21 protein-coding genes and 1 pseudogene are annotated in these 21,606 nt (G+C 68.4%); 9 read left to right on the forward strand and 13 right to left on the reverse strand.

The window, feature by feature from the left end:
* Window positions 1-214: 214 nt before the first annotated feature.
* The 3 genes from GXP74_RS39575 to GXP74_RS41360 all read right to left on the reverse strand — a co-directional run bounded on the left by GXP74_RS39575 (window position 215) and on the right by GXP74_RS41360 (window position 2,041).
* A complete protein-coding gene (locus GXP74_RS39575; protein ID WP_182455995.1) occupies window positions 215-478 on the reverse strand; it encodes a hypothetical protein in 264 nt (87 codons plus the stop codon).
* A 288-nt stretch (window positions 479-766) separates the two neighbouring features.
* The gene (locus GXP74_RS39580) at window positions 767-1,249 is read right to left on the reverse strand and encodes a hypothetical protein (RefSeq protein ID WP_182455996.1); all 483 of its coding nucleotides are present in this window, start codon (window positions 1,247-1,249) and stop codon (window positions 767-769) included.
* A gap of 117 nt (window positions 1,250-1,366) precedes the next feature.
* Window positions 1,367-2,041 carry a hypothetical protein gene (locus GXP74_RS41360; protein WP_225448516.1) on the reverse strand — a complete coding sequence of 225 codons (675 nt, stop codon included), beginning with the start codon at window positions 2,039-2,041 and terminating at the stop codon, window positions 1,367-1,369.
* A gap of 141 nt (window positions 2,042-2,182) precedes the next feature.
* On the opposite strand from GXP74_RS41360, the gene GXP74_RS39590 reads away from it, so the two are divergent.
* The 6 genes from GXP74_RS39590 to GXP74_RS39610 all read left to right on the forward strand — a co-directional run bounded on the left by GXP74_RS39590 (window position 2,183) and on the right by GXP74_RS39610 (window position 8,962).
* Window positions 2,183-3,280: a site-specific integrase gene (locus GXP74_RS39590; protein WP_225448232.1), complete on the forward strand. Its 1,098-nt coding sequence runs from the start codon at window positions 2,183-2,185 to the stop codon at window positions 3,278-3,280.
* Window positions 3,277-3,597: a helix-turn-helix transcriptional regulator gene (locus tag GXP74_RS39595; protein WP_182453932.1), complete on the forward strand. Its 321-nt coding sequence runs from the start codon at window positions 3,277-3,279 to the stop codon at window positions 3,595-3,597. The genes GXP74_RS39590 and GXP74_RS39595 overlap by 4 nt, the downstream gene beginning before the upstream one ends.
* Window positions 3,598-3,725: 128 nt before the next feature.
* Window positions 3,726-5,183, forward strand: a complete 1,458-nt coding sequence (locus GXP74_RS39600) for a hypothetical protein (protein ID WP_182453933.1) — start codon at window positions 3,726-3,728, stop codon at window positions 5,181-5,183.
* A gap of 44 nt (window positions 5,184-5,227) precedes the next feature.
* Window positions 5,228-5,593, forward strand: coding sequence for a hypothetical protein (locus GXP74_RS39605; RefSeq protein WP_182453934.1), 366 nt, complete (start codon window positions 5,228-5,230; stop codon window positions 5,591-5,593).
* Between the two features lie 323 nt (window positions 5,594-5,916).
* On the forward strand, window positions 5,917-6,120 hold the full coding sequence (locus tag GXP74_RS41745; RefSeq protein ID WP_255528215.1) for a DUF4158 domain-containing protein: 204 nt from the start codon (window positions 5,917-5,919) through the stop codon (window positions 6,118-6,120).
* Window positions 6,121-6,136: 16 nt separating this feature from the next.
* Window positions 6,137-8,962: a Tn3 family transposase gene (locus tag GXP74_RS39610; RefSeq protein WP_255528216.1), complete on the forward strand. Its 2,826-nt coding sequence runs from the start codon at window positions 6,137-6,139 to the stop codon at window positions 8,960-8,962.
* Between the two features lie 108 nt (window positions 8,963-9,070).
* Here GXP74_RS39610 and GXP74_RS39615 read toward each other — a convergent pair whose 3' ends face one another.
* From GXP74_RS39615 to GXP74_RS39625, 3 genes are all read right to left on the reverse strand, one after another.
* A complete protein-coding gene (locus GXP74_RS39615) occupies window positions 9,071-9,796 on the reverse strand; it encodes an ABC transporter permease subunit (protein WP_225448517.1) in 726 nt (241 codons plus the stop codon).
* Window positions 9,797-9,903: 107 nt separating this feature from the next.
* A complete protein-coding gene (locus GXP74_RS39620) occupies window positions 9,904-11,466 on the reverse strand; it encodes an ABC transporter permease subunit (protein ID WP_182455998.1) in 1,563 nt (520 codons plus the stop codon).
* Window positions 11,463-12,410, reverse strand: a complete 948-nt coding sequence (locus tag GXP74_RS39625; protein ID WP_182456002.1) for an ABC transporter ATP-binding protein — start codon at window positions 12,408-12,410, stop codon at window positions 11,463-11,465. Before GXP74_RS39625 ends, GXP74_RS39620 begins: the two co-directional genes overlap by 4 nt.
* Window positions 12,411-12,535: 125 nt before the next feature.
* Between GXP74_RS39625 and GXP74_RS39630 the strand changes: the two genes are divergently transcribed.
* The 3 genes from GXP74_RS39630 to GXP74_RS39640 all read left to right on the forward strand — a co-directional run bounded on the left by GXP74_RS39630 (window position 12,536) and on the right by GXP74_RS39640 (window position 15,720).
* Window positions 12,536-13,789: a cell wall metabolism sensor histidine kinase WalK gene (locus GXP74_RS39630; protein WP_225448518.1), complete on the forward strand. Its 1,254-nt coding sequence runs from the start codon at window positions 12,536-12,538 to the stop codon at window positions 13,787-13,789.
* Window positions 13,786-14,463: a response regulator transcription factor gene (locus tag GXP74_RS39635; RefSeq protein WP_192045219.1), complete on the forward strand. Its 678-nt coding sequence runs from the start codon at window positions 13,786-13,788 to the stop codon at window positions 14,461-14,463. The genes GXP74_RS39630 and GXP74_RS39635 overlap by 4 nt, the downstream gene beginning before the upstream one ends.
* 345 nt (window positions 14,464-14,808) lie before the next feature.
* Window positions 14,809-15,720 carry a recombinase family protein gene (locus GXP74_RS39640; RefSeq protein WP_225448519.1) on the forward strand — a complete coding sequence of 304 codons (912 nt, stop codon included), beginning with the start codon at window positions 14,809-14,811 and terminating at the stop codon, window positions 15,718-15,720.
* Window positions 15,721-15,942: 222 nt separating this feature from the next.
* On the opposite strand, the gene GXP74_RS39645 is transcribed toward GXP74_RS39640, so the two are convergent.
* From GXP74_RS39645 to GXP74_RS39675, 7 genes and pseudogenes are all read right to left on the reverse strand, one after another.
* Window positions 15,943-16,308 (reverse strand): hypothetical protein, encoded by a 366-nt coding sequence (locus GXP74_RS39645; protein WP_182453934.1) that lies wholly within the window; start codon window positions 16,306-16,308, stop codon window positions 15,943-15,945.
* 44 nt (window positions 16,309-16,352) lie between these two features.
* Window positions 16,353-17,810 carry a hypothetical protein gene (locus GXP74_RS39650; RefSeq protein WP_182453933.1) on the reverse strand — a complete coding sequence of 486 codons (1,458 nt, stop codon included), beginning with the start codon at window positions 17,808-17,810 and terminating at the stop codon, window positions 16,353-16,355.
* 128 nt (window positions 17,811-17,938) lie between these two features.
* Complete coding sequence (locus GXP74_RS39655; protein WP_182453932.1) at window positions 17,939-18,259, reverse strand: helix-turn-helix transcriptional regulator; 321 nt, start codon at window positions 18,257-18,259, stop codon at window positions 17,939-17,941.
* Window positions 18,256-19,353: a site-specific integrase gene (locus GXP74_RS39660; protein WP_225448232.1), complete on the reverse strand. Its 1,098-nt coding sequence runs from the start codon at window positions 19,351-19,353 to the stop codon at window positions 18,256-18,258. The genes GXP74_RS39655 and GXP74_RS39660 overlap by 4 nt, the downstream gene beginning before the upstream one ends.
* Before the next feature lie 552 nt (window positions 19,354-19,905).
* Window positions 19,906-20,766, reverse strand: coding sequence for an abortive infection family protein (locus tag GXP74_RS39665; protein ID WP_182456005.1), 861 nt, complete (start codon window positions 20,764-20,766; stop codon window positions 19,906-19,908).
* A 58-nt stretch (window positions 20,767-20,824) separates the two neighbouring features.
* Complete coding sequence (locus tag GXP74_RS39670; protein WP_182456007.1) at window positions 20,825-21,247, reverse strand: hypothetical protein; 423 nt, start codon at window positions 21,245-21,247, stop codon at window positions 20,825-20,827.
* Window positions 21,248-21,287: 40 nt separating this feature from the next.
* A pseudogene (locus tag GXP74_RS39675) lies at window positions 21,288-21,603 on the reverse strand (hypothetical protein).
* Window positions 21,604-21,606: the final 3 nt, after the last annotated feature.

Consider the following 21,606-nt stretch of genomic DNA (forward strand, 5'->3'; position numbering starts at 1 on the left):
GGTTCTCTACGTTTCCAACGCTCCTGTTAATCGACATATCGCCAATCGGTTTCCCATCGGCGTCACAGGGGCGGATCGCTTCTGTATCTACATTGACGATGACGTGCCCGCTTGAGCCATCGTCTCTTTCCCATGAATATATGATACTACTGCCCGCCAAGGGCCTCTTGGCAATCCTGACCGAAGATCCCACGACATCACCTCCTTGAAATCCCTACCCTCGGAAGGGTATACCGTCCGCCTCGGGTCCGAACTCATCCCAGGTGAAACCAGCATCAAGAGTGGCCTGATGAGCCAACACATAGTTCTGGTTTCCATTGTCAGACATCCAGGATGACTCATAGAGCTCATGACTTAGAAGCTCAAAGTCGGTGGAGTGCGGAATGCCGTCCTGGAGCCTTTCCCAGGCGCGCGCGATTCTGGGGTTTGCATCGAATCGCATGGTTCCCACATCAAGCTCATGCTCTTCGGTGAACACGTGATTGTAGATCTGTTCGATATCGCCTGATCAGAATCCTTGAGGAGCGGCAGTGGCAGCAACCGATTCCAGTTGTGGATCAGAGCGGATTCTTCCATACGCGTGATCCGCCCAATCTGTCTCAAAGTCGATCTCACTTCGCGGCGTGCGGAACGAAGATCCGCCCGTCTGAGCTAGTCTCCATCTGAAGAGCTACCGGTTCCGTTGGGCTGCGAAGCGCACCCTCCGGCAGGCATTGTCACTGCGGGCTGCTTTCGCGCCGAGGACCCGCATTCTCGTCCTGAAGCGTCAGCTCGGTGGCAGAACCATCCCGTTCAAGTAGGCGTCGAGGCTCGCCCGGACGTTGTCCAGGTGCTCCCTGATGCCCTTGATCTTGTCCCGCAGTTGGGTGAAGTTCACGCTGGGGACTACTGCTTGTTCGCAGAGCTCCCGCCGCCTCACGACGCGCGTACGAATCTCTGCGTCCGTCAGTTGAGGGACGAGGACGGCATTGGTCCGCTGAAGGCGGTCGAGGATCGGCTGTGCTGCGTCCGCCCGCTCGCGATAGGAGAGAGGACTCTCGGTGGGGCTGTCGGTGTGCGGGAGCCGAGACAACTGGGCCTCGCAGAAGTGCAGGTCCTCCAGGATCTCGGCAGCGGCCCGCTGGCCCATCTCGACTCGGGCGGCCGAAGCGCCCTTGCGGAAGGACCACACAACCGATCCGGCAGCCCCCGCCGCGCCGATCAATCCGCCGACAACTCCACCGAGGAACGCTCCGTAATCCCAGTCCATTGCGACATCCTGCACCCGCGTCTTCTCTTACGTGACCAGAACCGGGTAGCCCGCCTCCATCCACGAACCTCGACGGACTCCTAGATCTGCCTCAATATGTGTTGCCGTTGATCAGTCTCACGACCATTGCGGACCGCAGAGCATGGCTCCTTGCTCGTCTTCGTCGTCGAAGTCGTAGGGCGGGATGATCCATCGCATCACCATCTCGCCCGTCTCGTCGGCTTCGAGCGTGACTGGATAGACCTGGCCCGCTTCTCGCTCACCGTGGTGTCTGATCGAGTGGTCGCCTTGGTCCCATTCAATGCCGAGCACCTGGCAGCCGCTGACATCGATCGCTCCGGCGCGGAGCGGGTGGTGCCACCCGGCCCGCCGGAAGCGGTGGTAGTCGGTGTGCTTGTCGATCGAGACCATGAGGCCCTTGCCGTGGAGGCGGTCGCACCAGGCGGTGAGTTCGGACGCGCGTGCGGCTGCCTCGGCCAGCGGAAGGTCGAGCCAGCCGTGCGGTCCGTCGACGCCGTACTGCGCGATACGTCCGCCACCGAACTGCGCATGTGCATCGTCCGCGTACCGGCCCCAGTAAGTGACGTCGGCGAGCCCGTCGGCCGGCTGGTCGTTCATTCCCGTCCACGCGTCCAGCCCCGAGGCGTCGCCGATGACCATGCCGCACCGGTCGACGGGCAGGTCCCCAAGCCGGACCGACACCGATCGGTTCGTGGTTTCGGGCCATCTGAGTCCGAGGCTAATCTCCAAGGTCGCGATCGCCGGTTCCTCGTCGAACGGGGTGTGCGACATCCCGTGAGTTCATCTGATGCCGGGAGGGCGCCCAGCCTGCTGGCCAGGGCGTTCTGGTGCCCTTTCGATCCGAGCACCCCAGTGAAGGAACTTCAGGATTCATGAAGTAGTCTCAGTCTTCACGATGGTTCCACTTTCCTCGTGAAGCTGAGGAGGCTCGGGTTGGCGCTGGCCGCTGTACGGGATCTGCGCGAGCTCCGGGCGCCGGCCTCGGCTGAAGAGCTGGAGGCGTTCGAGACCGACGTGCTCGCCGGCTTCGTGCTGGCGCGGGCATCGGCGGGGCTGGCGGACGGCACCATCCGCGGCGACGTCGGCAACCTGGAACAGATCCGGACGTGGTTCGGCCGTCCGCTGTGGGACATGGAGCCCCCGGACGCCGACGCGTACTTCGGGCGGGTGCTCCGCGGTTCGCCCAGCGGCACCCGGCTCGCCCGGTCCCAGGCGCTGACCACGTACTTCGCGTTCCTGGAACTGCGGCACAAGATCGAGATCCACCAACTGACCGGCCGGGTGGTGGACTGCCCGATCGACGAGATGAACCGCCCGCGCGGCAGCAAGGACGCCCAGCTGCGGATCCCGCCGACCTCACCCGAGGTGGACAGGCTCTTCAGCGGCTGGGCCGGCGACCTGGCGGTCTGCCGCAAGTTCGGCCCGACCGCCCGCAACTACACCGCTGCCCGGCTCATGGCGGGGGTGGGCCTGCGGGTGAACGAGGCGTGCCGACTGGACCTCGCGGATATCAAGTGGGACCTGGGCCGGTTCGGCAAGCTCCACGTCCGCTACGGCAAGGGCGCCCGGGGCTCGGGGCCGCGCGAGCGGATGGTGCCGCTGATCAACGACGTCGGGCGGACCCTGCGCTGGTTCATCGAGGACGTGTGGGGGCAGTTCGACGACGACCACACCCGGCCCGGCGCCCCACTGTTCCCCTCGGAGCGCAAGAACGCCGACGGCTCGGCCCGCCGGGTGGGCGACGACGCCCTGCGAACGGGCCTGGCCGGGGCGGCGGAGGTCCATCTCCCAGGCTGGGCAGAGAAGTTGACTCCACATGTGCTGCGGCACTTCTGCGCGTCCGAGCTCTACCTGAACGGCATGGACCTCATCGCAATTCAGGAGGTTCTAGGACATTCTTGGATCGCGACGACAATGCGATACGTCCACGTGCACCGCACGCGGGTCGAGGATGCCTGGGTCGCCGGGCAGGAACGCGCCGCACAGCGGCTGGGAGGACTGATCCGATGAGGTGGAACCTGCGACTGACGGCCGCGAGCAAGGGCGTCTGGAAGGCATCCGACCTGCAGCGGAGTCTGGCCGAGCACGGCCTGGTGATCTCCGCCGGCAAAATGTCCGGGCTGTGGTCCGGACAGCCGGTCTCCCTCAAGCTCGACGACCTGGACGTCATCTGCGTCGTGCTGGGCTGCGACATCGGGGACCTGCTGATCCCCCAGCCAGAGACGGTCACCCGCCCCGGCCAGGACACCGTCCAACAGGCCGCGGTCGGCTCCTCGTCCACGGTCGTGCCCAAGCGCCGCGACGGCCGCTCGCTGCCGCCGGCCTGACAGAAGGTCCGCAAGTGGGACACATACGCGCCGACAAGCCGGCTGCCTCGTGCGCAGGGTGTCTGTCGTGGGGACAACTGCCGGGAAGGTTCTGCCGCGGCTGCTACACCTACGGCCAGACCCACGCCGTGGGGACGTGCGCCGGCTGCCGCCGAGAGGTCGCGATCCCCGAGGCGCACGGCTACTGCCGCCTCTGCCGAGCCCAGGCCACCTGGGCGGGCAAGGCCGCGGGCACTACCGGCAGAGACCGCGTGCTGCTGCCGTTCCTGCGGCAGGTCACCCACCAGCAGCTCTTCTTCGCGAACCTGCAGCGGCCCCGCAACGGCGGACCTCCCGTCGGCAAGGCTGGCCGCCGTGCCCTGCGAGTCAAGCCCCTGCCCACCGCCCCGCCGCCCGCGACGCACTGGCACCAGCCCGAACTGTCCACTGCCGCAAGGGACTTCGGTCGGTTCGACCGCAGGCACGCAGACCTCGACAATCCCCGCCTGGTCCGGGCCCGCAAGGAGGCCCTCGCACTGGGCGAAACCCGGGGCTGGACCCGCTGGATCACCAGTGACGTCGACCGCGCCCTGGTCATCGTGCTGTCCGGCCATTCCGAGGGCGAGGTGATCCGGTACTCCGAGCTCTTCCCGCCGCTTCGCAGCCGCGGACTGTCCGTCGTCCACACCGCCGAGGTCCTGGGCCGGCTCGGCCTGTTCATCGACGACCGCACTCCCTCGGTCGACCGCTGGCTCGCGCGCAAACTCCACGGCGTCGCCCCGGGAATCCGCCGCACCGCCGAGGACTGGGCCCGCACCCTGCTCGACGGCGGTCCACGTTCGCAACCACGCGCGCCGGGCACCGCCCGCGGCTACCTCAACGAGGTCCGCCCGGCACTTCTGGACTGGTCAAACCGCTACGACCACCTGCGGGAAGTCACCCGCCAGGACATCCTCGACGTCCGCGACGCGGTCACCGGCAAACAGCGCGAGAGCCGCATCGTCGCACTGCGGTCGCTGTTCCGGCATGCGAAGAAGACCGGCCAGGTCTTCAAGAACCCGACCGTCCGCATCCCCATCGCCAGGCACGCCGGACCCGTCCTCCAGCCCCTGGAACAGGCCGACATCGACGAGGCGGTCACCGCCTCCACCCGCCCGCACACGCGCCTCATCATCGCCCTGGCCGCCGTCCACGCCGCTCGACCGGGCATGATTCGCGCCCTGCGACTCGACGACGTCGACCTCGGCAACCGCCTGATCACGATCGCCGACCACATCCGCCCGCTGGACGACCTCACCCACCACACCCTCATGCAATGGCTGGACTACCGGCGCACCCGCTGGCCGAACACCGCTAACCCCCACCTGCTGATCACCCAGAAGTCCGCCGTCGGGCACGGACCCGTCGGCAAGCTCTGGGTCACCCAAGCCACCCGCAACCTCCCCGCGAACCTGGAACGCCTCCGCGTCGACCGCCAGCTCGAAGAAGCCCTCACCCACGGCCCCGACCCACTCCACCTCGCCCTGGTCTTCGGCATCGACGAGAAGACCGCCATCCGCTACGCGGCCTCCGCCCGACAGCTCCTAGATCCCGATATCGCACCCTAAGAATCTATAGACACTTAGCATGATGATCTATTAATGTATCGACTATGAATTCACTAAGCGAAGACCTGAAGCGAGTCGCCGCTGAACTGCGGGAAGCCCACGATGAACAGGCCCGACTCACGGCGCACATCGCAGGCCTGCTGGCCAAGCAGGAGTCGCTGCAGCGGGCGGCCTTCACCGCGACCGCGCCAGCGGACGCGACTGACCTGGGTCCGATGACGAAGGCCCAGGCAATCGTGGCGATTCTTAAAGGCGCCCCTAGCTCCATGACCCTCCAGGACATCGCGACAGCCCTGACCGATGCGGGAAAATATGCCAAGGCCAGCGGCGTCTCGGTCTATATGGACGGACTACTGAAGGACGGCCTGGCGATCCGAGTAGCCCGTGGCCACTACGTCGCCGCACGGTGACCGCTCCGTCGAAGTGAGCCCACAGCGCGGATGCCCCCAAATGCGGTCGGCGCACCACAGGCTCCCATCGCCGGTTCACTACGAACCCGCTGACCGACAGCTGAGAAGCACGGCGACGGACCCTCGGGTTCCCACTGAGCGACCCTCAGTATCTCTGAACTCACGGGCCTCCCGGCCCTTTCCTCCCGAAGCTACGGCGAAGTGACAAGTAGCTCTCTGTAGCGGATCTGGGGTGTGCTTGTCAGGGCTTCTGATCTTCTGGGCTCATCGCGGGCCGTGCTCGGCGAGGTTGGTCCGGTCATGACGACCGGAAGGAGCGCGGGGTGCGGCAGGAGTGGGAGCCGGAGGACCTGATCGAGGTCTGGACGCTGCTGGAGGAGGACCAGGAGCGGCTGCGGAACAAGTCGGGGGCGAACCGGTTGGGGTTCGCGCTGTTGCTGAAGTTCTTCGAGGTGGAGGCCCGGTTCCCGGAGGACGCCGGGGAGAGATCCCGGTGCCAGCGGTGTCGTACGTCGCTCAGCAGGTGAAGGTGGCGGCAGAGGAGTGGGCCGCGTACGACTGGGCGGGCGGGCGATCAAGCGGCATCGGATGGAGATCCGGGGCGCGTTCGGCTTCCGTGAGTGCACGGAGGAGGACCAGGGCCAGCTCGCCGAGTGGTTGGCGGTGGAGCTGTGCGGGGTGGAGCTGTCCAGGGAGCGGCTGGCGGAGGCGGTGGTGGCCCGCTGCCGCAAGGACCGGCTGGAGCCGCCGGCCCCAGGACAGATCGCCCGGCTGGTGGGCAGGGCTGTCAGCACCTTCGAGGAACGGTTCTGCGCGACCACGGTGGGCCGGCTGTCGGCGGCGACCCGGTCGCGGCTGGACGACCTGATCGCCGAGGACGCCAGCGCGGACGAGGAGAGCGCGGGTGGCGGGGGCACGTTCTTCACGGAGCTGAAGGCGGACCCGGGCGCGCTGGGCCTGGACAGTCTGCTGGCGGAGGTGAACAAGCTCCAGCGGGTGCGTGCGCTGGAGCTGGCTCCGGAGCTGTTCGGGGATGTGTCGGAGAAGCTGGTGGCGGCCTGGCGGGCGCGGGCGTCGAAGGAGTACCCCTCGGACCTGCGGGCGGCGCCGCCGCCGGTGCGGTACACGCTGCTGGCCGCGCTGTGCCACGTGCGGGAGACAGAGATCACCGACTCGCTGGTGGAGCTGTTCATCCAGCTCGTGCAGAAGATCAACACACGGGCGGAGAAGAAGGTCGAGGGCGAGTTGAACAAGGAACTCAAGCGGGTCCGCGGCAAGGAGGGCATCCTGCTACGGCTGGCGGAGGCGGCGGTCGCGGAGCCGGGCGGCACGGTCCGCAAGGTGATCTATCCGGTGGCCGGGGAGTCCACGCTGAAGGCGCTGGCGGCGGAGGCCGCGGCGAACGAGGCCCGCTACCGGGCCCGGGTGCGTACGGTGCTGCGCTCGTCGTACTCGAACCACTGGCGGCGGATGCTCTCGCCGCTGCTGAACGCGCTGGAGCTGAAGTGCAACAACACCGCCTACCGGCCGGTGATGGACGCCATCGACCTGCTCAAGCGGTACCTGGACCAGCCCATCGCGAAGGAGGGGGCGTTCTTCGACGAGGCGGAGAAGATCCCGCTGGCCGGGGTGGTGCGCGAGGAGTGGCGCAAGGCAGTCGTGGATGAGCGCGGCCGGGTCGAGCGCATTCCGTACGAGCTGTGCGTGCTCGTGGCGCTGCGGGAGGCGCTGCGGCGGCGGGAGATCTGGGTGCCGGGCGCGAACCGGTGGCAGAACCCGGAGGACGATCTGCCACCGGACTTCGAGGACAACCGCGATGTGCGCTACGACGCGATCCGTCAGCCGCAGGACCCGGAGAAGTTCATCGAGGCCCTGGAGAAGAGGCTGCGCGAGGCCCTGACCCTCTTCGACACCGCGCTGGAACTGGGCACCACGGGCGGGGTGGACATCGTCAGGAAGCACGGCGAGCCGTGGATCAAGGTCTCGCCGCTGGGCAAGCAGGAGGAGCCGGAGAACCTCGTCGCCCTGAAGGCGGAGATCGAACGCCGCTGGGGCACCATCGACCTGATCGACATCCTCAAGGAGGCCGAGTTCGCCACCGGCTTCACCGGCGAGTTCACCTCGGTCGCCACCAGGGAGGCGGTCCCGAAGGCGGTGCTGCGGCGCCGGCTGCTGCTGGTGCTGTTCGCGCTGGGGACAAACATGGGCATCAAACGGGTCGCAGTCACCGGCAAACACGGCGAGAGCGAGGCCGTCCTGCGCCGAGTACGGCACCTGTTCGTCAACCGGACCAACCTGCGCGCGGCGCTGGTGCGGCTGGTCAACGCCACCTTCGCCGCCCGCGATGCCGCGTGGTGGGGCGAGGGCACCGCCTGCGCGAGCGACTCCAAGAAGTTCGGCTCCTGGAGCTCGAACTTCATGACCGAGTGGCACCAGCGGTACCGCGGCCCCGGCGTGATGATCTACTGGCACGTCGAGAAGAAGTCGCTATGCGTCTACAGCCAGCTCAAATCGTGCTCGGCCTCCGAGGTAGCCTCGATGATCGAGGGCGTCCTGCGGCACTGCACGGACGTGGAGATCGACCGGCAGTACACCGACACGCACGGCGCCTCCATCGTCGGGTTCGCCTTCGCTCACATGCTCGGCTTCAACCTGCTCCCCAGGCTGAAGAACGTCGGCTCGGCGCGGCTGTACCGGCCGGCGGCCGGGGAGGACGAGAAGTGGCCGCACCTGGCGCCGGTGCTGTCGACCAAGACGATCGACTGGGACCTGATCCGCCAGCAGTACGACCAGATCGTGAAGTACACCACCGCCCTGCGCTTGGGCACGGCCGAGGCTGAGCAGGTCCTGCGTCGCTTCACCCGCGGTGGGCCCAAGCACCCCACTTATCGCGCGATTGAGGAACTCGGGCGGGCAGTGCGTACGGCGTTCATCTGCTACTACCTCGCCGACGCCGACCTGCGGCGCGAGATCAACGACGGGCTCCAGGTCGTGGAGAACTGGAACTCCGCCAACCACGACCTGTTCTACGGCAAGGACGGCGACCTGACCGGCTCCGACAAGGAGTCCCAGGAGGTGTCCATGCTCGCTCTGCACCTGCTCCAGTCCGCTCTGGTGCACGTCAACACCCTGCTCCTCCAGGACATCCTGAGCGAGGAGAAGTGGCAGAAGCGGCTCACCGACGCCGACCGGCGGGCCCTGTCCCCACTGTTCTGGACCCACGTGAACCCCTACGGTCGGTTCGAGCTGGACATGAACTCGCACCTCGCCCTCGCCGCCGCGGCGTCCATAATGCCCGGCCCCCGCACCGTGCCCGAGGCGGAAGCCGCCCGATGGGCGGCGGACGGTGGGTCCGGGTCGGCATCCTGAAGACCCGCCAGCCCGGCGTCGCTCCCGCTCGGCTGGATCGTTGAGCGGGTGTGGCGCCGGGCCGGGTAGGGGCCCGAATCCACCGCGCTCGTGGTCGGCTCGATTCGGCTACGCGTCGCGCCTGTGCAGCAGCAGGCTGCCGACCAGCAGCGCGGCCGCGGCCCACGTGGCGAGCACGCCCAGGCCGGCCCATGGGCCGATGGGCAGCTCGTGCAGATGGACGGTGGCTTGGACCGCGAGTCCGGCGGTCATGGGCGAGATCTGCTGGAGGTGCCGCTGCCACTCCGGGTCGTTGACCACCTGGGTGACGACCGGGAAGAGATAGAGCAGCCCGAGCACGATCCCGATGGCGGTCGCCGCCTCCCGTACCGCCGTCGCCACGCCGAGACCGATCAGGGCGATCAGGACGAGGTAGAGGACCGAACCCACGGCCGCGCGCAGGGTCGGGCCGTCGGCCAGGGACAGCGGGGCATAGCCGTGAGCCTCGGTGAATCCGTTGCCGGGCAGGATGTAGCGGCCGGCAAGGAGTGAGGCGAGGACGGCAGCCGTCCCGGAGATCAGGACGACCGTGGTGAGGACCGTCGCCTTGGCGGTGAGGACGGTGAGCCGGTTCGGCACCGCCGTGAGTGTGGTGCGGATCATTCCGGTGCCGTACTCGCCGCTGACGGCCAGCACCGCGAGGACGGCGATGACCGCCTGCCCGACGGTGACGCCGGTCAGGGCGAGCTTGACGGCGTCCTGGCCGCACCCCGTATCCGGGCACTTCACGGCCTTGGCGGTGCCGCAGCCGAGGGCCACGGTCAGCGCGACGGCGAGCAGGAGCAACCTGCCCATGTCCCCTGTGGTGCGCAGCTTCGTCCACTCCGCGCGCAGGGCGCGGCCGAAGTCCCCTCGCCACGCGCCGTCCGCCGTGCTCGTGAGTCGTGCACTTCTCAGGAGACTCATACGTCCCTCCCGCGCAGCCGCACCACGGCCAGGCCGAAGGCGAGCGCGGCGTATCCGCACAGCACGGCGAGGCCGGCCCATGGCGCCAGCGGGTAGTAGCCGGTCGACGGCTCGTACACGCTGAGCACCTGCGCGTACTGCGGCAGGGTCTGCTGGATGGCGAAGCCCGCAGCCGGGGTCACCCGCAGCAGCCACTCCGAGACGCCCGGGGGCAGTACGCCGGAGGTGGCAAGCAGGAAGGGCGGCACGATCGACGCGATGACCAGGGCGACCGCCGTGCCGCTGCGCCGCAGCAGGGCACCGACGCTGAGAGCGAGCACGACGGCGGCTGCGCAGAGCAGGCCGGTGCCGACCATGACGCGCACTTCGGTCGCCGACGTGACGGGGAAGACATGGAAGCCCCTGCCGCGCGCGCTGCGTTCCCCGATGGGAATGGTGATCACGGCGGCCACCAGGCCGATGGCGAACGCGACGCCCCCGGCCACCAGCGCCTTGGCACCAAGCACCCGGCCCCGCAGGGGGGTTGCCGCCATGGTCGTACGCAGCAGACCGCGCCGGTACTCGCCGGTGATGAACACCGTGCCCACGGCGATCACCACGATCAGCCCGGCGAATGTGCCGACGAGGAAGTTCTCGACGGAGAAGCCGACGCCCATGGCGGGCCCGCCGACGACCGGTGCGATGTCACCGGCCCCGGTCACGGTGAACCCGCCGCCGTCGGTCTGGGTGAAGCCGCCCTTGGTGGTGTTCGTGTAGCTGCCGGAGGTGCCCGCGTCGCCACCCACCTGTGTGCCGCTCCACGCGCTCTGGGACCAGCCGCCGGTGAGGCCGGGACGGCCGAAGGTGCCGGTGGCCACGGCGGGGCTGAAGCCCGTGCCCGCCGCGGTGTCCTGCTTCGCCTGCGGTGACGTGGCGAAGAGCCCGGCCTGCACGGTGCGCGCAAGCCCAGGCAGCTTCGCATGGCCGACCTTGGTCCAGTGGGAGCCGTCGGTGGAGGCGTAACCGGTGAGGCTGTCGCCGGAGCGGACCAGGCGCAGCCAGCGCGGGGACTCCTGGGTGACCTTGCCGGAAGGACCCGTCGTGTCGTGCGTGTAGTCGTACTGCATGCGCACGCCGTGACCGCCGGTGGCCATGACCGCCGCGTACGGGGATCCCTGCGTGAGGCTTTCCTTCACGATGACCCCGGCCTTCGCCCAGGGCTGGGCGCCCTGGGCCGTCTTGCCGATCCCGGTGTCGGCCACACCGGTCAGCGACCGCAGGGGAACGGTGAGGGCGCCGTCGCCGGTGAGCGTCCTGTGGACGAAGTAGAAGCTGTCATTGACGGCCTCGCCGCCGGGGCCCTTCGGATACGAGGCGGAGTCGGCGCCGCGACCGCCGGGGGCGGGGGCGGCCGTGCCGAGCAGGCCGACCACGATCGTCACCAGGAGCGCCCCTGCCATGGCGAGGACCCAGCCGCGTACCGTACGGAACTTCGTCCACTCGGCGTGCAGCGTCCTGAGGAACCCGCTCCGCTCAGCGCGCCCTGCGGCCGGGGGGCGAGGGGTGAGGGTGGCTGTCATCGCGTGGCCTCCCCCGCCGGGATGCCCCGGTATTCCACCGCGTCCCGGGTGAGCGCCATGTACGCCTCTTCGAGCGTCGCCCGGTGCGCGGACACCTGGGAGAACGGCACCCCGTTCCGGGCGAGCAGGGCCACGATCTCCTCGTCGGGCAGGCCCGTGACGCCGAGGGTGTCGGGGCCGGTGGCGAAAACGGTGGCGCCCGCGCCGTCCAGGACCTGGGCGGCTCGCGGAGGCGCGGAGGTACGCAGGGTGACCCGGCCGCCGGACGCCTCGGCGAGCAGCTCGGACACGCTGGTGTCCGCGACGACCCGGCCGCGGCCGATCACCACGAGATGGTCCGCGGTGTCTTCGAGTTCGCTCATCAGGTGACTGGAGACCAGGACGGCGCGGCCCTGCCGGGCCAGCGACGACAGGAAACCGCACATCCACACGATGCCGTCGGGGTCGAGGCCGTTGAACGGCTCGTCCAGCATGACCACCGGCGGGTCACCGAGCAGCACCGCCGCGATCCCCAGGCGCTGGCGCATGCCCAGCGAGAAGCCGCCGGCCTTGCGCCGGGCCGCCGTGCCCAGGCCGGCCTGATCGATAACCTCGTCCACCCGCCGGGCCGACACGCCCTGTGAGTGGGCCAGCCACAGCAGGTGGTTACGGGCGGTACGGCTCGGCTGCAGCGCGGAGGCGTCGAGTAGTGCCCCCAGATGCCGAAGCGGGCGACGCAGGGTGCGGTACGGCACCCCGCCGACCAGGGCCTTTCCCTCCTCAGCTGCGTCAAGACCCAGGATCACGCGCATGGTGGTGGACTTGCCCGCGCCGTTCGGGCCGACGAAACCGGTCACCCGTCCGGGCCGCACGGTGAACGTCATCCCGTCCAGAGCCAGCTGTGGTCCGAAGCGTTTACGCAAACCCATGACCTCGATCGTCGCCTTCGTACTCTCATCACTCATGGGCTCCACCCTGTGACGGAGCGAGTTACAGGGGCCGAACGGCCACTGTCATCTCGCTGTTAGGCGCCTCGGCTTAGCCTGGCCCGGTACGTGTCCTGGTGCACTGGCGAGAGGGGAGCATGCAGATGACATGGAGGCCGCCCCGACGGCTCGCGGGCCTGACTGCCCGGCTCGGCCTGCGCCGTGGCACTGCCCGCACCCGCTTCACCGCCTTGTACGTGACTCTGTTCCTGCTGTCGGGAACGGCGCTGCTGGCCATCGCGGCCGTGGTGGCATCCGGCGGATCGCGCTCCAGCCAGACTGCCCCCGATGGCGGCACCGATCAGCCCGCCACGGCGGCACAGGCCCAGGGCCGCATCGACGAGCTGGAGCAGCAGCTGACCCAGGCGCACGACACCCAGTCCCGGCAGATCGTGACCGGCTCCGCTATCGCCCTCGGCGTCATGGCGGTGATCTCGGTCGGCCTCGGCTGGTTCGTCGCCGGCCGGGTGCTGCGCCCGCTGCGCGTGATGACTGCGGCCACCCGCCGGATCACCGCCGACAGCCTGCACGAACGCCTGGCCATCGGCGGCCCCGGCGACGAGGTGAAGGACCTCGCCGACACCATCGACGACCTCCTCGGCCGCCTGGAGGGCTCCTTCGACGCCCAGCGCCTCTTCGTCGCCAACGCCTCCCACGAGCTGCGCACCCCGCTCACCACGATGCGGGCCTCCCTGGACGTGGCCCTCGCTAAGCCGGGCCCGGTACCCGAGACCACGGCCACGCTGGCCGCCCGGATGCGCGCCGAACTCGACCAGGTGGACCGGCTGCTGGAGAGCTTCCTCGTCCTGGCTCGCACCCAGCACGGCGAGTTCACCGACTCGGCGCGCCTCACCCTAGGCCAACTCGCACTGACCGCCTTGACCGGACGGGCAAAGGACATCGCGGCCAAGGGACTGACCGTGCGTGAAAACCGGAGCGACGACTCCGCGTGGGTGTGGGGCAGCCAGGCGCTGCTGCGCCGCGCGGCCGACAACGTGGTCGACAACGCGATTGCGCACAACAACCCCGGGGGCTGGATCAGTGTCGCGGTACGGGCCGAAGGAGACGACGCGGGCGCAGTGTCCCTCGTCGTCGAGTCCAGTGGGCCGGTCCTTGACCAGCGGCGGGTGGCGGACCTCGCGCAACCTTTCCGCCGCCTTGGCGCCGACCGTACCGGCACCGGCCAGGGCAGCGGCCTCGGCCTCTCCATCGTCGCGGCCATCACCCAGGCCCACCACGGCACCCTGGACCTGCGCGCCCGCCCCGACGGCGGCCTGCGCGTGACCATCACCCTCCCCCGTACAGACGGCAGGGCGACAGCGGAAGCCCCCGACACAGAGACGGGCGTGGCGCGTTGAGAGTCCTGGTGGTCGAGGACGCCCGCCCCCTCGCCGAAGTCATCGCCGAGGGACTGCGCGACCAGGGCATGGCCGTAGACGTGGCCCACGACGGGCTCGACGCCGCGGCCAAGCTGGACGTCAACGCGTACGACGTCGTCGTGCTCGACCGCGACCTGCCAGGCATCCACGGCGACACCCTCTGCCAGATGATCACCGAGCGGGACGGCCGCGTGATGGTCCTGATGCTGACCGCCGCCGACTCACCCGGCGACCGCGTCAGCGGCCTGACCCTGGGTGCTGACGACTACCTCGCCAAGCCCTTCCACTTTCCCGAACTCGTCCTGCGCATCCGCGCCCTGGCCCGCCGCCGCCCCGCCGCCCGGTCCCGCACCCTGAACGTGGCGGGCATCGAACTCGACCCGCTGCGCCGCATCGCCAGCCGCGACGGCCACCATTTCGACCTCTCTGTCAAGGAATTCGCGGTACTCGAAGCCCTCCTGAACGCGAGCCCCGCTTTCCTCAGCGCAGAGGACCTCCTCGAACAGGTCTGGGACGAACACGCCGATCCGTTCACCAACACCGTCACGGTGACCATCAGCCGCCTGCGCCGCAAACTCGGCGACCCCCCGGTCATCGCCACCACACCCGGCGTGGGATATCGGATCATCGACCCAGCCGTCCCACCCGACTGAGCAGCTGACAGGGGTTGGCGGCCCACGAGCGGAGGCGGTGCTCAGTGCACCTGACTCCAGTCATCTGCGCAGCCGACTTCGGAGACTGACACGCGCGGTTACTCTCACAAACAGTCCTTTGCGCGAGCAAGATCAGAAACGGGCCGCCAGACCTCCACCGAACCTGGATCCGTTCGCAGAACCCGTTCTCACTCAAAAGCGGGACGGATCCCCTTCTGAGACTTGCATTGTGCGAAAATCCGGGCTCATGACGGCCCCTCAGCAACCCTCCCCGACCGACCGGTCGGACGCGGACGACGTCGAACAGCACGCCTGTCAGAAGTGTGACGCTCAGCCCGGCTCGCCGTGCCGCTCACGCGGCGGCGCCGTCGCCTCCGCCTACCCCACCCGCCGCTTCACGAAGGTGCCCCGGCTGAAGAAGGCGCTGCGGGTGCCGACCCCCCCGCGGACCGCAACCCCGGCAAGCCCTGGCGGCCCGGCCACACGGTCCCCGCGGCCGTCGACCCGGACCTGCCGAGCGCGGACATCCGCATCGGCTACGCCCGCTGCTCGCACCTCAGCCAAGAACTCGACTCCCAACTCGACGCCCTCAGCAAGCACGGCATCCCCCGGGACAAGATCTTCAGCGAGAAGATCAGCACCCGCGTGCGGGTCCGCCCCCAGTTCGAGGCGGCGCTGCGTACGGCGCGGGAGATAAAGGCCCATGCCCCGCACTGCCGGGTCATCTTCACCGTCTACGAGATGAAGCGGCTCGGCCGCGATGCCGCCGAACTCACCGCCCTGGCAGACCACCTCACCGCTCACGGCCTGGTCCTGGAGATGCTTGCCGGGCCCCTGCCCGGCATCTACGACCCCACCGGCGCGGCGCCGCTGCTGTTCGCGTTCTTCGCCGCGATGGCGGAGACCGAGCGCGAGAACATCCGCGAGTCGACGCTGGAAGGGCTCGACACCGCGGCCCGCAAGGGCAAGCACGGCGGCCGGCCCCCGGTCATCACCGACGACATGCTCCACACCATGCTCCGGCGCCGCGCGGGCGGCGAGTCCGTCGAGCAGATCCAGCCCGACCTGATCATCCCCACGGGCAAACGCAAGGGCCAGAACCCCTCGATGGCGAGCATCTATCGGGCGTTGGCCGAGCACGCCAAGCGCGAGGCGTACCCCGAAGCCGTCGAACAGGCCCACGTCGACTTCGCAGCCCTCCAGGTCGGCGAAGTCCCCGGACCTCGCCCCGCTACCCCTGACCGAGCGTCACTCTGATTACAGAGAGCTACTTGTCACTTCGCCGTAGCTTCGGGAGGAAAGGGCCGGGAGGCCCGTGAGTTCAGAGATACTGAGGGTCGCTCAGTGGGAACCCGAGGGTCCGTCGCCGTGCTTCTCAGCTGTCGGTCAGCGGGTTCGTAGTGAACCGGCGATGGGAGCCTGTGGTGCGCCGACCGCATTTGGGGGCATCCGCGCTGTGGGCTCACTTCGACGGAGCGGTCACCGTGCGGCGACGTAGTGGCCACGGGCTACTCGGATCGCCAGGCCGTCCTTCAGTAGTCCGTCCATATAGACCGAGACGCCGCTGGCCTTGGCATATTTTCCCGCATCGGTCAGGGCTGTCGCGATGTCCTGGAGGGTCATGGAGCTAGGGGCGCCTTTAAGAATCGCCACGATTGCCTGGGCCTTCGTCATCGGACCCAGGTCAGTCGCGTCCGCTGGCGCGGTCGCGGTGAAGGCCGCCCGCTGCAGCGACTCCTGCTTGGCCAGCAGGCCTGCGATGTGCGCCGTGAGTCGGGCCTGTTCATCGTGGGCTTCCCGCAGTTCAGCGGCGACTCGCTTCAGGTCTTCGCTTAGTGAATTCATAGTCGATACATTAATAGATCATCATGCTAAGTGTCTATAGATTCTTAGGGTGCGATATCGGGATCTAGGAGCTGTCGGGCGGAGGCCGCGTAGCGGATGGCGGTCTTCTCGTCGATGCCGAAGACCAGGGCGAGGTGGAGTGGGTCGGGGCCGTGGGTGAGGGCTTCTTCGAGCTGGCGGTCGACGCGGAGGCGTTCCAGGTTCGCGGGGAGGTTGCGGGTGGCTTGGGTGACCCAGAGCTTGCCGACGGGTCCGTGCCCGACGGCGGACTTCTGGGTGATCAGCAGGTGGGGGTTAGCGGTGTTCGGCCAGCGGGTGCGCCGGTAGTCCAGCCATTGCATGAGGGTGTGGTGGGTGAGGTCGTCCAGCGGGCGGATGTGGTCGGCGATCGTGATCAGGCGGTTGCCGAGGTCGACGTCGTCGAGTCGCAGGGCGCGAATCATGCCCGGTCGAGCGGCGTGGACGGCGGCCAGGGCGATGATGAGGCGCGTGTGCGGGCGGGTGGAGGCGGTGACCGCCTCGTCGATGTCGGCCTGTTCCAGGGGCTGGAGGACGGGTCCGGCGTGCCTGGCGATGGGGATGCGGACGGTCGGGTTCTTGAAGACCTGGCCGGTCTTCTTCGCATGCCGGAACAGCGACCGCAGTGCGACGATGCGGCTCTCGCGCTGTTTGCCGGTGACCGCGTCGCGGACGTCGAGGATGTCCTGGCGGGTGACTTCCCGCAGGTGGTCGTAGCGGTTTGACCAGTCCAGAAGTGCCGGGCGGACCTCGTTGAGGTAGCCGCGGGCGGTGCCCGGCGCGCGTGGTTGCGAACGTGGACCGCCGTCGAGCAGGGTGCGGGCCCAGTCCTCGGCGGTGCGGCGGATTCCCGGGGCGACGCCGTGGAGTTTGCGCGCGAGCCAGCGGTCGACCGAGGGAGTGCGGTCGTCGATGAACAGGCCGAGCCGGCCCAGGACCTCGGCGGTGTGGACGACGGACAGTCCGCGGCTGCGAAGCGGCGGGAAGAGCTCGGAGTACCGGATCACCTCGCCCTCGGAATGGCCGGACAGCACGATGACCAGGGCGCGGTCGACGTCACTGGTGATCCAGCGGGTCCAGCCCCGGGTTTCGCCCAGTGCGAGGGCCTCCTTGCGGGCCCGGACCAGGCGGGGATTGTCGAGGTCTGCGTGCCTGCGGTCGAACCGACCGAAGTCCCTTGCGGCAGTGGACAGTTCGGGCTGGTGCCAGTGCGTCGCGGGCGGCGGGGCGGTGGGCAGGGGCTTGACTCGCAGGGCACGGCGGCCAGCCTTGCCGACGGGAGGTCCGCCGTTGCGGGGCCGCTGCAGGTTCGCGAAGAAGAGCTGCTGGTGGGTGACCTGCCGCAGGAACGGCAGCAGCACGCGGTCTCTGCCGGTAGTGCCCGCGGCCTTGCCCGCCCAGGTGGCCTGGGCTCGGCAGAGGCGGCAGTAGCCGTGCGCCTCGGGGATCGCGACCTCTCGGCGGCAGCCGGCGCACGTCCCCACGGCGTGGGTCTGGCCGTAGGTGTAGCAGCCGCGGCAGAACCTTCCCGGCAGTTGTCCCCACGACAGACACCCTGCGCACGAGGCAGCCGGCTTGTCGGCGCGTATGTGTCCCACTTGCGGACCTTCTGTCAGGCCGGCGGCAGCGAGCGGCCGTCGCGGCGCTTGGGCACGACCGTGGACGAGGAGCCGACCGCGGCCTGTTGGACGGTGTCCTGGCCGGGGCGGGTGACCGTCTCTGGCTGGGGGATCAGCAGGTCCCCGATGTCGCAGCCCAGCACGACGCAGATGACGTCCAGGTCGTCGAGCTTGAGGGAGACCGGCTGTCCGGACCACAGCCCGGACATTTTGCCGGCGGAGATCACCAGGCCGTGCTCGGCCAGACTCCGCTGCAGGTCGGATGCCTTCCAGACGCCCTTGCTCGCGGCCGTCAGTCGCAGGTTCCACCTCATCGGATCAGTCCTCCCAGCCGCTGTGCGGCGCGTTCCTGCCCGGCGACCCAGGCATCCTCGACCCGCGTGCGGTGCACGTGGACGTATCGCATTGTCGTCGCGATCCAAGAATGTCCTAGAACCTCCTGAATTGCGATGAGGTCCATGCCGTTCAGGTAGAGCTCGGACGCGCAGAAGTGCCGCAGCACATGTGGAGTCAACTTCTCTGCCCAGCCTGGGAGATGGACCTCCGCCGCCCCGGCCAGGCCCGTTCGCAGGGCGTCGTCGCCCACCCGGCGGGCCGAGCCGTCGGCGTTCTTGCGCTCCGAGGGGAACAGTGGGGCGCCGGGCCGGGTGTGGTCGTCGTCGAACTGCCCCCACACGTCCTCGATGAACCAGCGCAGGGTCCGCCCGACGTCGTTGATCAGCGGCACCATCCGCTCGCGCGGCCCCGAGCCCCGGGCGCCCTTGCCGTAGCGGACGTGGAGCTTGCCGAACCGGCCCAGGTCCCACTTGATATCCGCGAGGTCCAGTCGGCACGCCTCGTTCACCCGCAGGCCCACCCCCGCCATGAGCCGGGCAGCGGTGTAGTTGCGGGCGGTCGGGCCGAACTTGCGGCAGACCGCCAGGTCGCCGGCCCAGCCGCTGAAGAGCCTGTCCACCTCGGGTGAGGTCGGCGGGATCCGCAGCTGGGCGTCCTTGCTGCCGCGCGGGCGGTTCATCTCGTCGATCGGGCAGTCCACCACCCGGCCGGTCAGTTGGTGGATCTCGATCTTGTGCCGCAGTTCCAGGAACGCGAAGTACGTGGTCAGCGCCTGGGACCGGGCGAGCCGGGTGCCGCTGGGCGAACCGCGGAGCACCCGCCCGAAGTACGCGTCGGCGTCCGGGGGCTCCATGTCCCACAGCGGACGGCCGAACCACGTCCGGATCTGTTCCAGGTTGCCGACGTCGCCGCGGATGGTGCCGTCCGCCAGCCCCGCCGATGCCCGCGCCAGCACGAAGCCGGCGAGCACGTCGGTCTCGAACGCCTCCAGCTCTTCAGCCGAGGCCGGCGCCCGGAGCTCGCGCAGATCCCGTACAGCGGCCAGCGCCAACCCGAGCCTCCTCAGCTTCACGAGGAAAGTGGAACCATCGTGAAGACTGAGACTACTTCATGAATCCTGAAGTTCCTTCACTGGGGTGCTCGGATCGAAAGGGCACCAGAACGCCCTGGCCAGCAGGCTGGGCGCCCTCCCGGCATCAGATGAACTCACGGGATGTCGCACAGACAGTGAGGTGCTCGCCCTCACCCTCAAGGGCCGATCATCAACGGCCGGCACCGCGACCGCCTCGCAGAACCACTCACAAAGATGGCCTCCTCCCGACGACGCAACCGCCCTGGCGCGCTCGGACAAGGGCTGCCCCAGCTCCCGCCAGTAGTCGATCCACCCAGCCATGCCGAGCACCAGCACACCAGACGGCGCATTGACAGATCCCAGGTCGACGAAGGTTTCAGGCACGCGCTGATTGTGCCTTCCCGGTACGACAGATTCGGTGCGGTCTCGGCGCTGGTCGCCAGAGTCTCCGCGCTGCGGAGGCCGTCGGCTCGCCAACCGGTGGCGATCTCATCGAGCTTTGGTGCTCGGTGCGTTCAGGTAGGGGGTGACCGTGATTTCTTCCGGAGTTGATCAGACCTTAGCTTTGCGCCACGGAGCGGCAGGGTCCGCGAGCGTATCGAGAATCAACTCGCACCAGGTCACAGCAGCATTGACCGTCAGGCGAGCATGACGAACTCCGAGCCCAGATGGTGCGCTCGCCTGACCGTGACCGCTACCGAAGCCTTGGTTACGGAGTTCCGCGACACCGACCGCGATGTTCACCGATCCTGAGAGGATCTTCTTCACGGCCTTGCTGCCGTCGGGGCCATCAGGAGCCGAGGCAGCGTCGAGCTTCAGTGCCTTCTGGACTGTACTGATCAAGGCAGGTAGCGCGGCGTTCTTGTCGACGACGATACTCAGCTCTTGAAGAGCGGTTTTCGCCGTCGCTTCGATGAGCTGCTTGGCCGCGCCAATGGCCCCTTGGGGGTCGGTGGTCAGGTCCCGTCGAATACGCTCCAGCTCGATCGTGATGCCCGAGGCATCGCTCAGGGTGCTGAGGTCGCGGGCCAGCACCGGCGGGCTGGTCCAGGAGATCTTCCCCTCCTTGTCGAGAGCGAAGCCGTCCCGTTCCAAGCGGATCCTGATGTCGTCGAGCCACTTCGGCGTGCCCTGGTCGTCCGGGTTCCGGTATGCGCGGATGAAGTCCTCGAAGACCAGGAAGGCGCGACGAACGTGATTCGGGTCGGACCAGTCCACGCCCTCGGCATACAGCATGAACTCGGTCCGGCGCGCGCCTGAGTCCTGGTACTTCAGCTCATCTGGGGAGATGGGCGCGAACCCATGGTCCTCCCATAGCTCAGCAACAATCCGGATAGTCAGGTCCGTAGCCAGAGAGCGGAAGGCGTTGCGGGTTGCGGGGCTCACCAGCTCCCGCCGTGCAGTGACGGTCACGCTCTGACGATAGGAGTACTCCCCGACACCGTCACGGCCTTTTCCCAGCTACGTCTGCTCACGCCTCGCGGTTCCTCGGTGATTCCTCAGGGTCTGCGTCCGCGGCCATCCTCTCCACCCATTCGCGCTGGGTCACTACTTGCCCGATGCGGTGGACGACGTCCTTCTTGGACGCCGTGTCCAAGGTCTCCGGAAGCTTGTCGAAGGTGTCAGGAAGGATGTCGAGCAGACCCCAGATCTGTTCGCCGGTCGTGACGGTCAGCAACTGCCGGCACCTCCACTGCAGTGGCACTTCGGGACGGTGCCTCAACCGCTGGACGAGCGTGGGGACCAGGTAGTGTGTCGCCTCTGCGGCGAGGTGCTCTTGGAGCCAGGCGACCGGCAGCCGCTGGCTGAAGCCGTGTATGGCGGCCTCCTGGGCCAGGTCCAGGAGCTGCGCGCTGTCGACGGCCCGGACGGTGCGGGGAAGGGTCGGGGTCATGGCCAGATGATGCCAGGGAGCTTCCGCGGGGCCGAGGGGTTCAGCGGAGTCGGGCTGCGATCTGGCGACGGGCTGGGCCCCAGACTTCCTCGAACCTCCTCGGAGGTGAGTTGCTCGGGGTCGTGGCCTTCCCATTCTGAGACCGGCAGCTCGGCTGTGATCCCGAGCCTGCTGTCGTACACATCGAGGCGGCCTGCGTCGTGAGCCTGCTGCCATTCGTCGAGGGAGGCGGCTGCGATCGGTGTCAGGCAAGGTCCTTGGAGTTCGACTTGGCGGGTCACCCAGCCATCGCTGCCAACCTCGAAGTAGAACCAGACATCGTCTTCATCCCAGTAGCAGCGGATCCAGGTCGTCACGTG

The organism is Streptacidiphilus sp. P02-A3a, assembly GCF_014084105.1.
Classification (GTDB): domain Bacteria; phylum Actinomycetota; class Actinomycetes; order Streptomycetales; family Streptomycetaceae; genus Streptacidiphilus.

Coding starts and splice junctions, on each gene's coding strand:
- GXP74_RS39580 (WP_182455996.1), bottom strand. CDS start 1,249: ATGGACTGGGATTACGGAGCGTTCCTCGGTGGAGTTGTCGGCGGATTG.
- GXP74_RS41360 (WP_225448516.1), bottom strand. CDS start 2,041: ATGTCGCACACCCCGTTCGACGAGGAACCGGCGATCGCGACCTTGGAG.
- GXP74_RS39595 (WP_182453932.1), top strand. CDS start 3,277: ATGAGGTGGAACCTGCGACTGACGGCCGCGAGCAAGGGCGTCTGGAAG.
- GXP74_RS39605 (WP_182453934.1), top strand. CDS start 5,228: ATGAATTCACTAAGCGAAGACCTGAAGCGAGTCGCCGCTGAACTGCGG.
- GXP74_RS39615 (WP_225448517.1), bottom strand. CDS start 9,796: ATGGGCAGGTTGCTCCTGCTCGCCGTCGCGCTGACCGTGGCCCTCGGC.
- GXP74_RS39620 (WP_182455998.1), bottom strand. CDS start 11,466: ATGACAGCCACCCTCACCCCTCGCCCCCCGGCCGCAGGGCGCGCTGAG.
- GXP74_RS39625 (WP_182456002.1), bottom strand. CDS start 12,410: ATGAGTGATGAGAGTACGAAGGCGACGATCGAGGTCATGGGTTTGCGT.
- GXP74_RS39630 (WP_225448518.1), top strand. CDS start 12,536: ATGACATGGAGGCCGCCCCGACGGCTCGCGGGCCTGACTGCCCGGCTC.
- GXP74_RS39645 (WP_182453934.1), bottom strand. CDS start 16,308: ATGAATTCACTAAGCGAAGACCTGAAGCGAGTCGCCGCTGAACTGCGG.
- GXP74_RS39655 (WP_182453932.1), bottom strand. CDS start 18,259: ATGAGGTGGAACCTGCGACTGACGGCCGCGAGCAAGGGCGTCTGGAAG.
- GXP74_RS39670 (WP_182456007.1), bottom strand. CDS start 21,247: ATGACCCCGACCCTTCCCCGCACCGTCCGGGCCGTCGACAGCGCGCAG.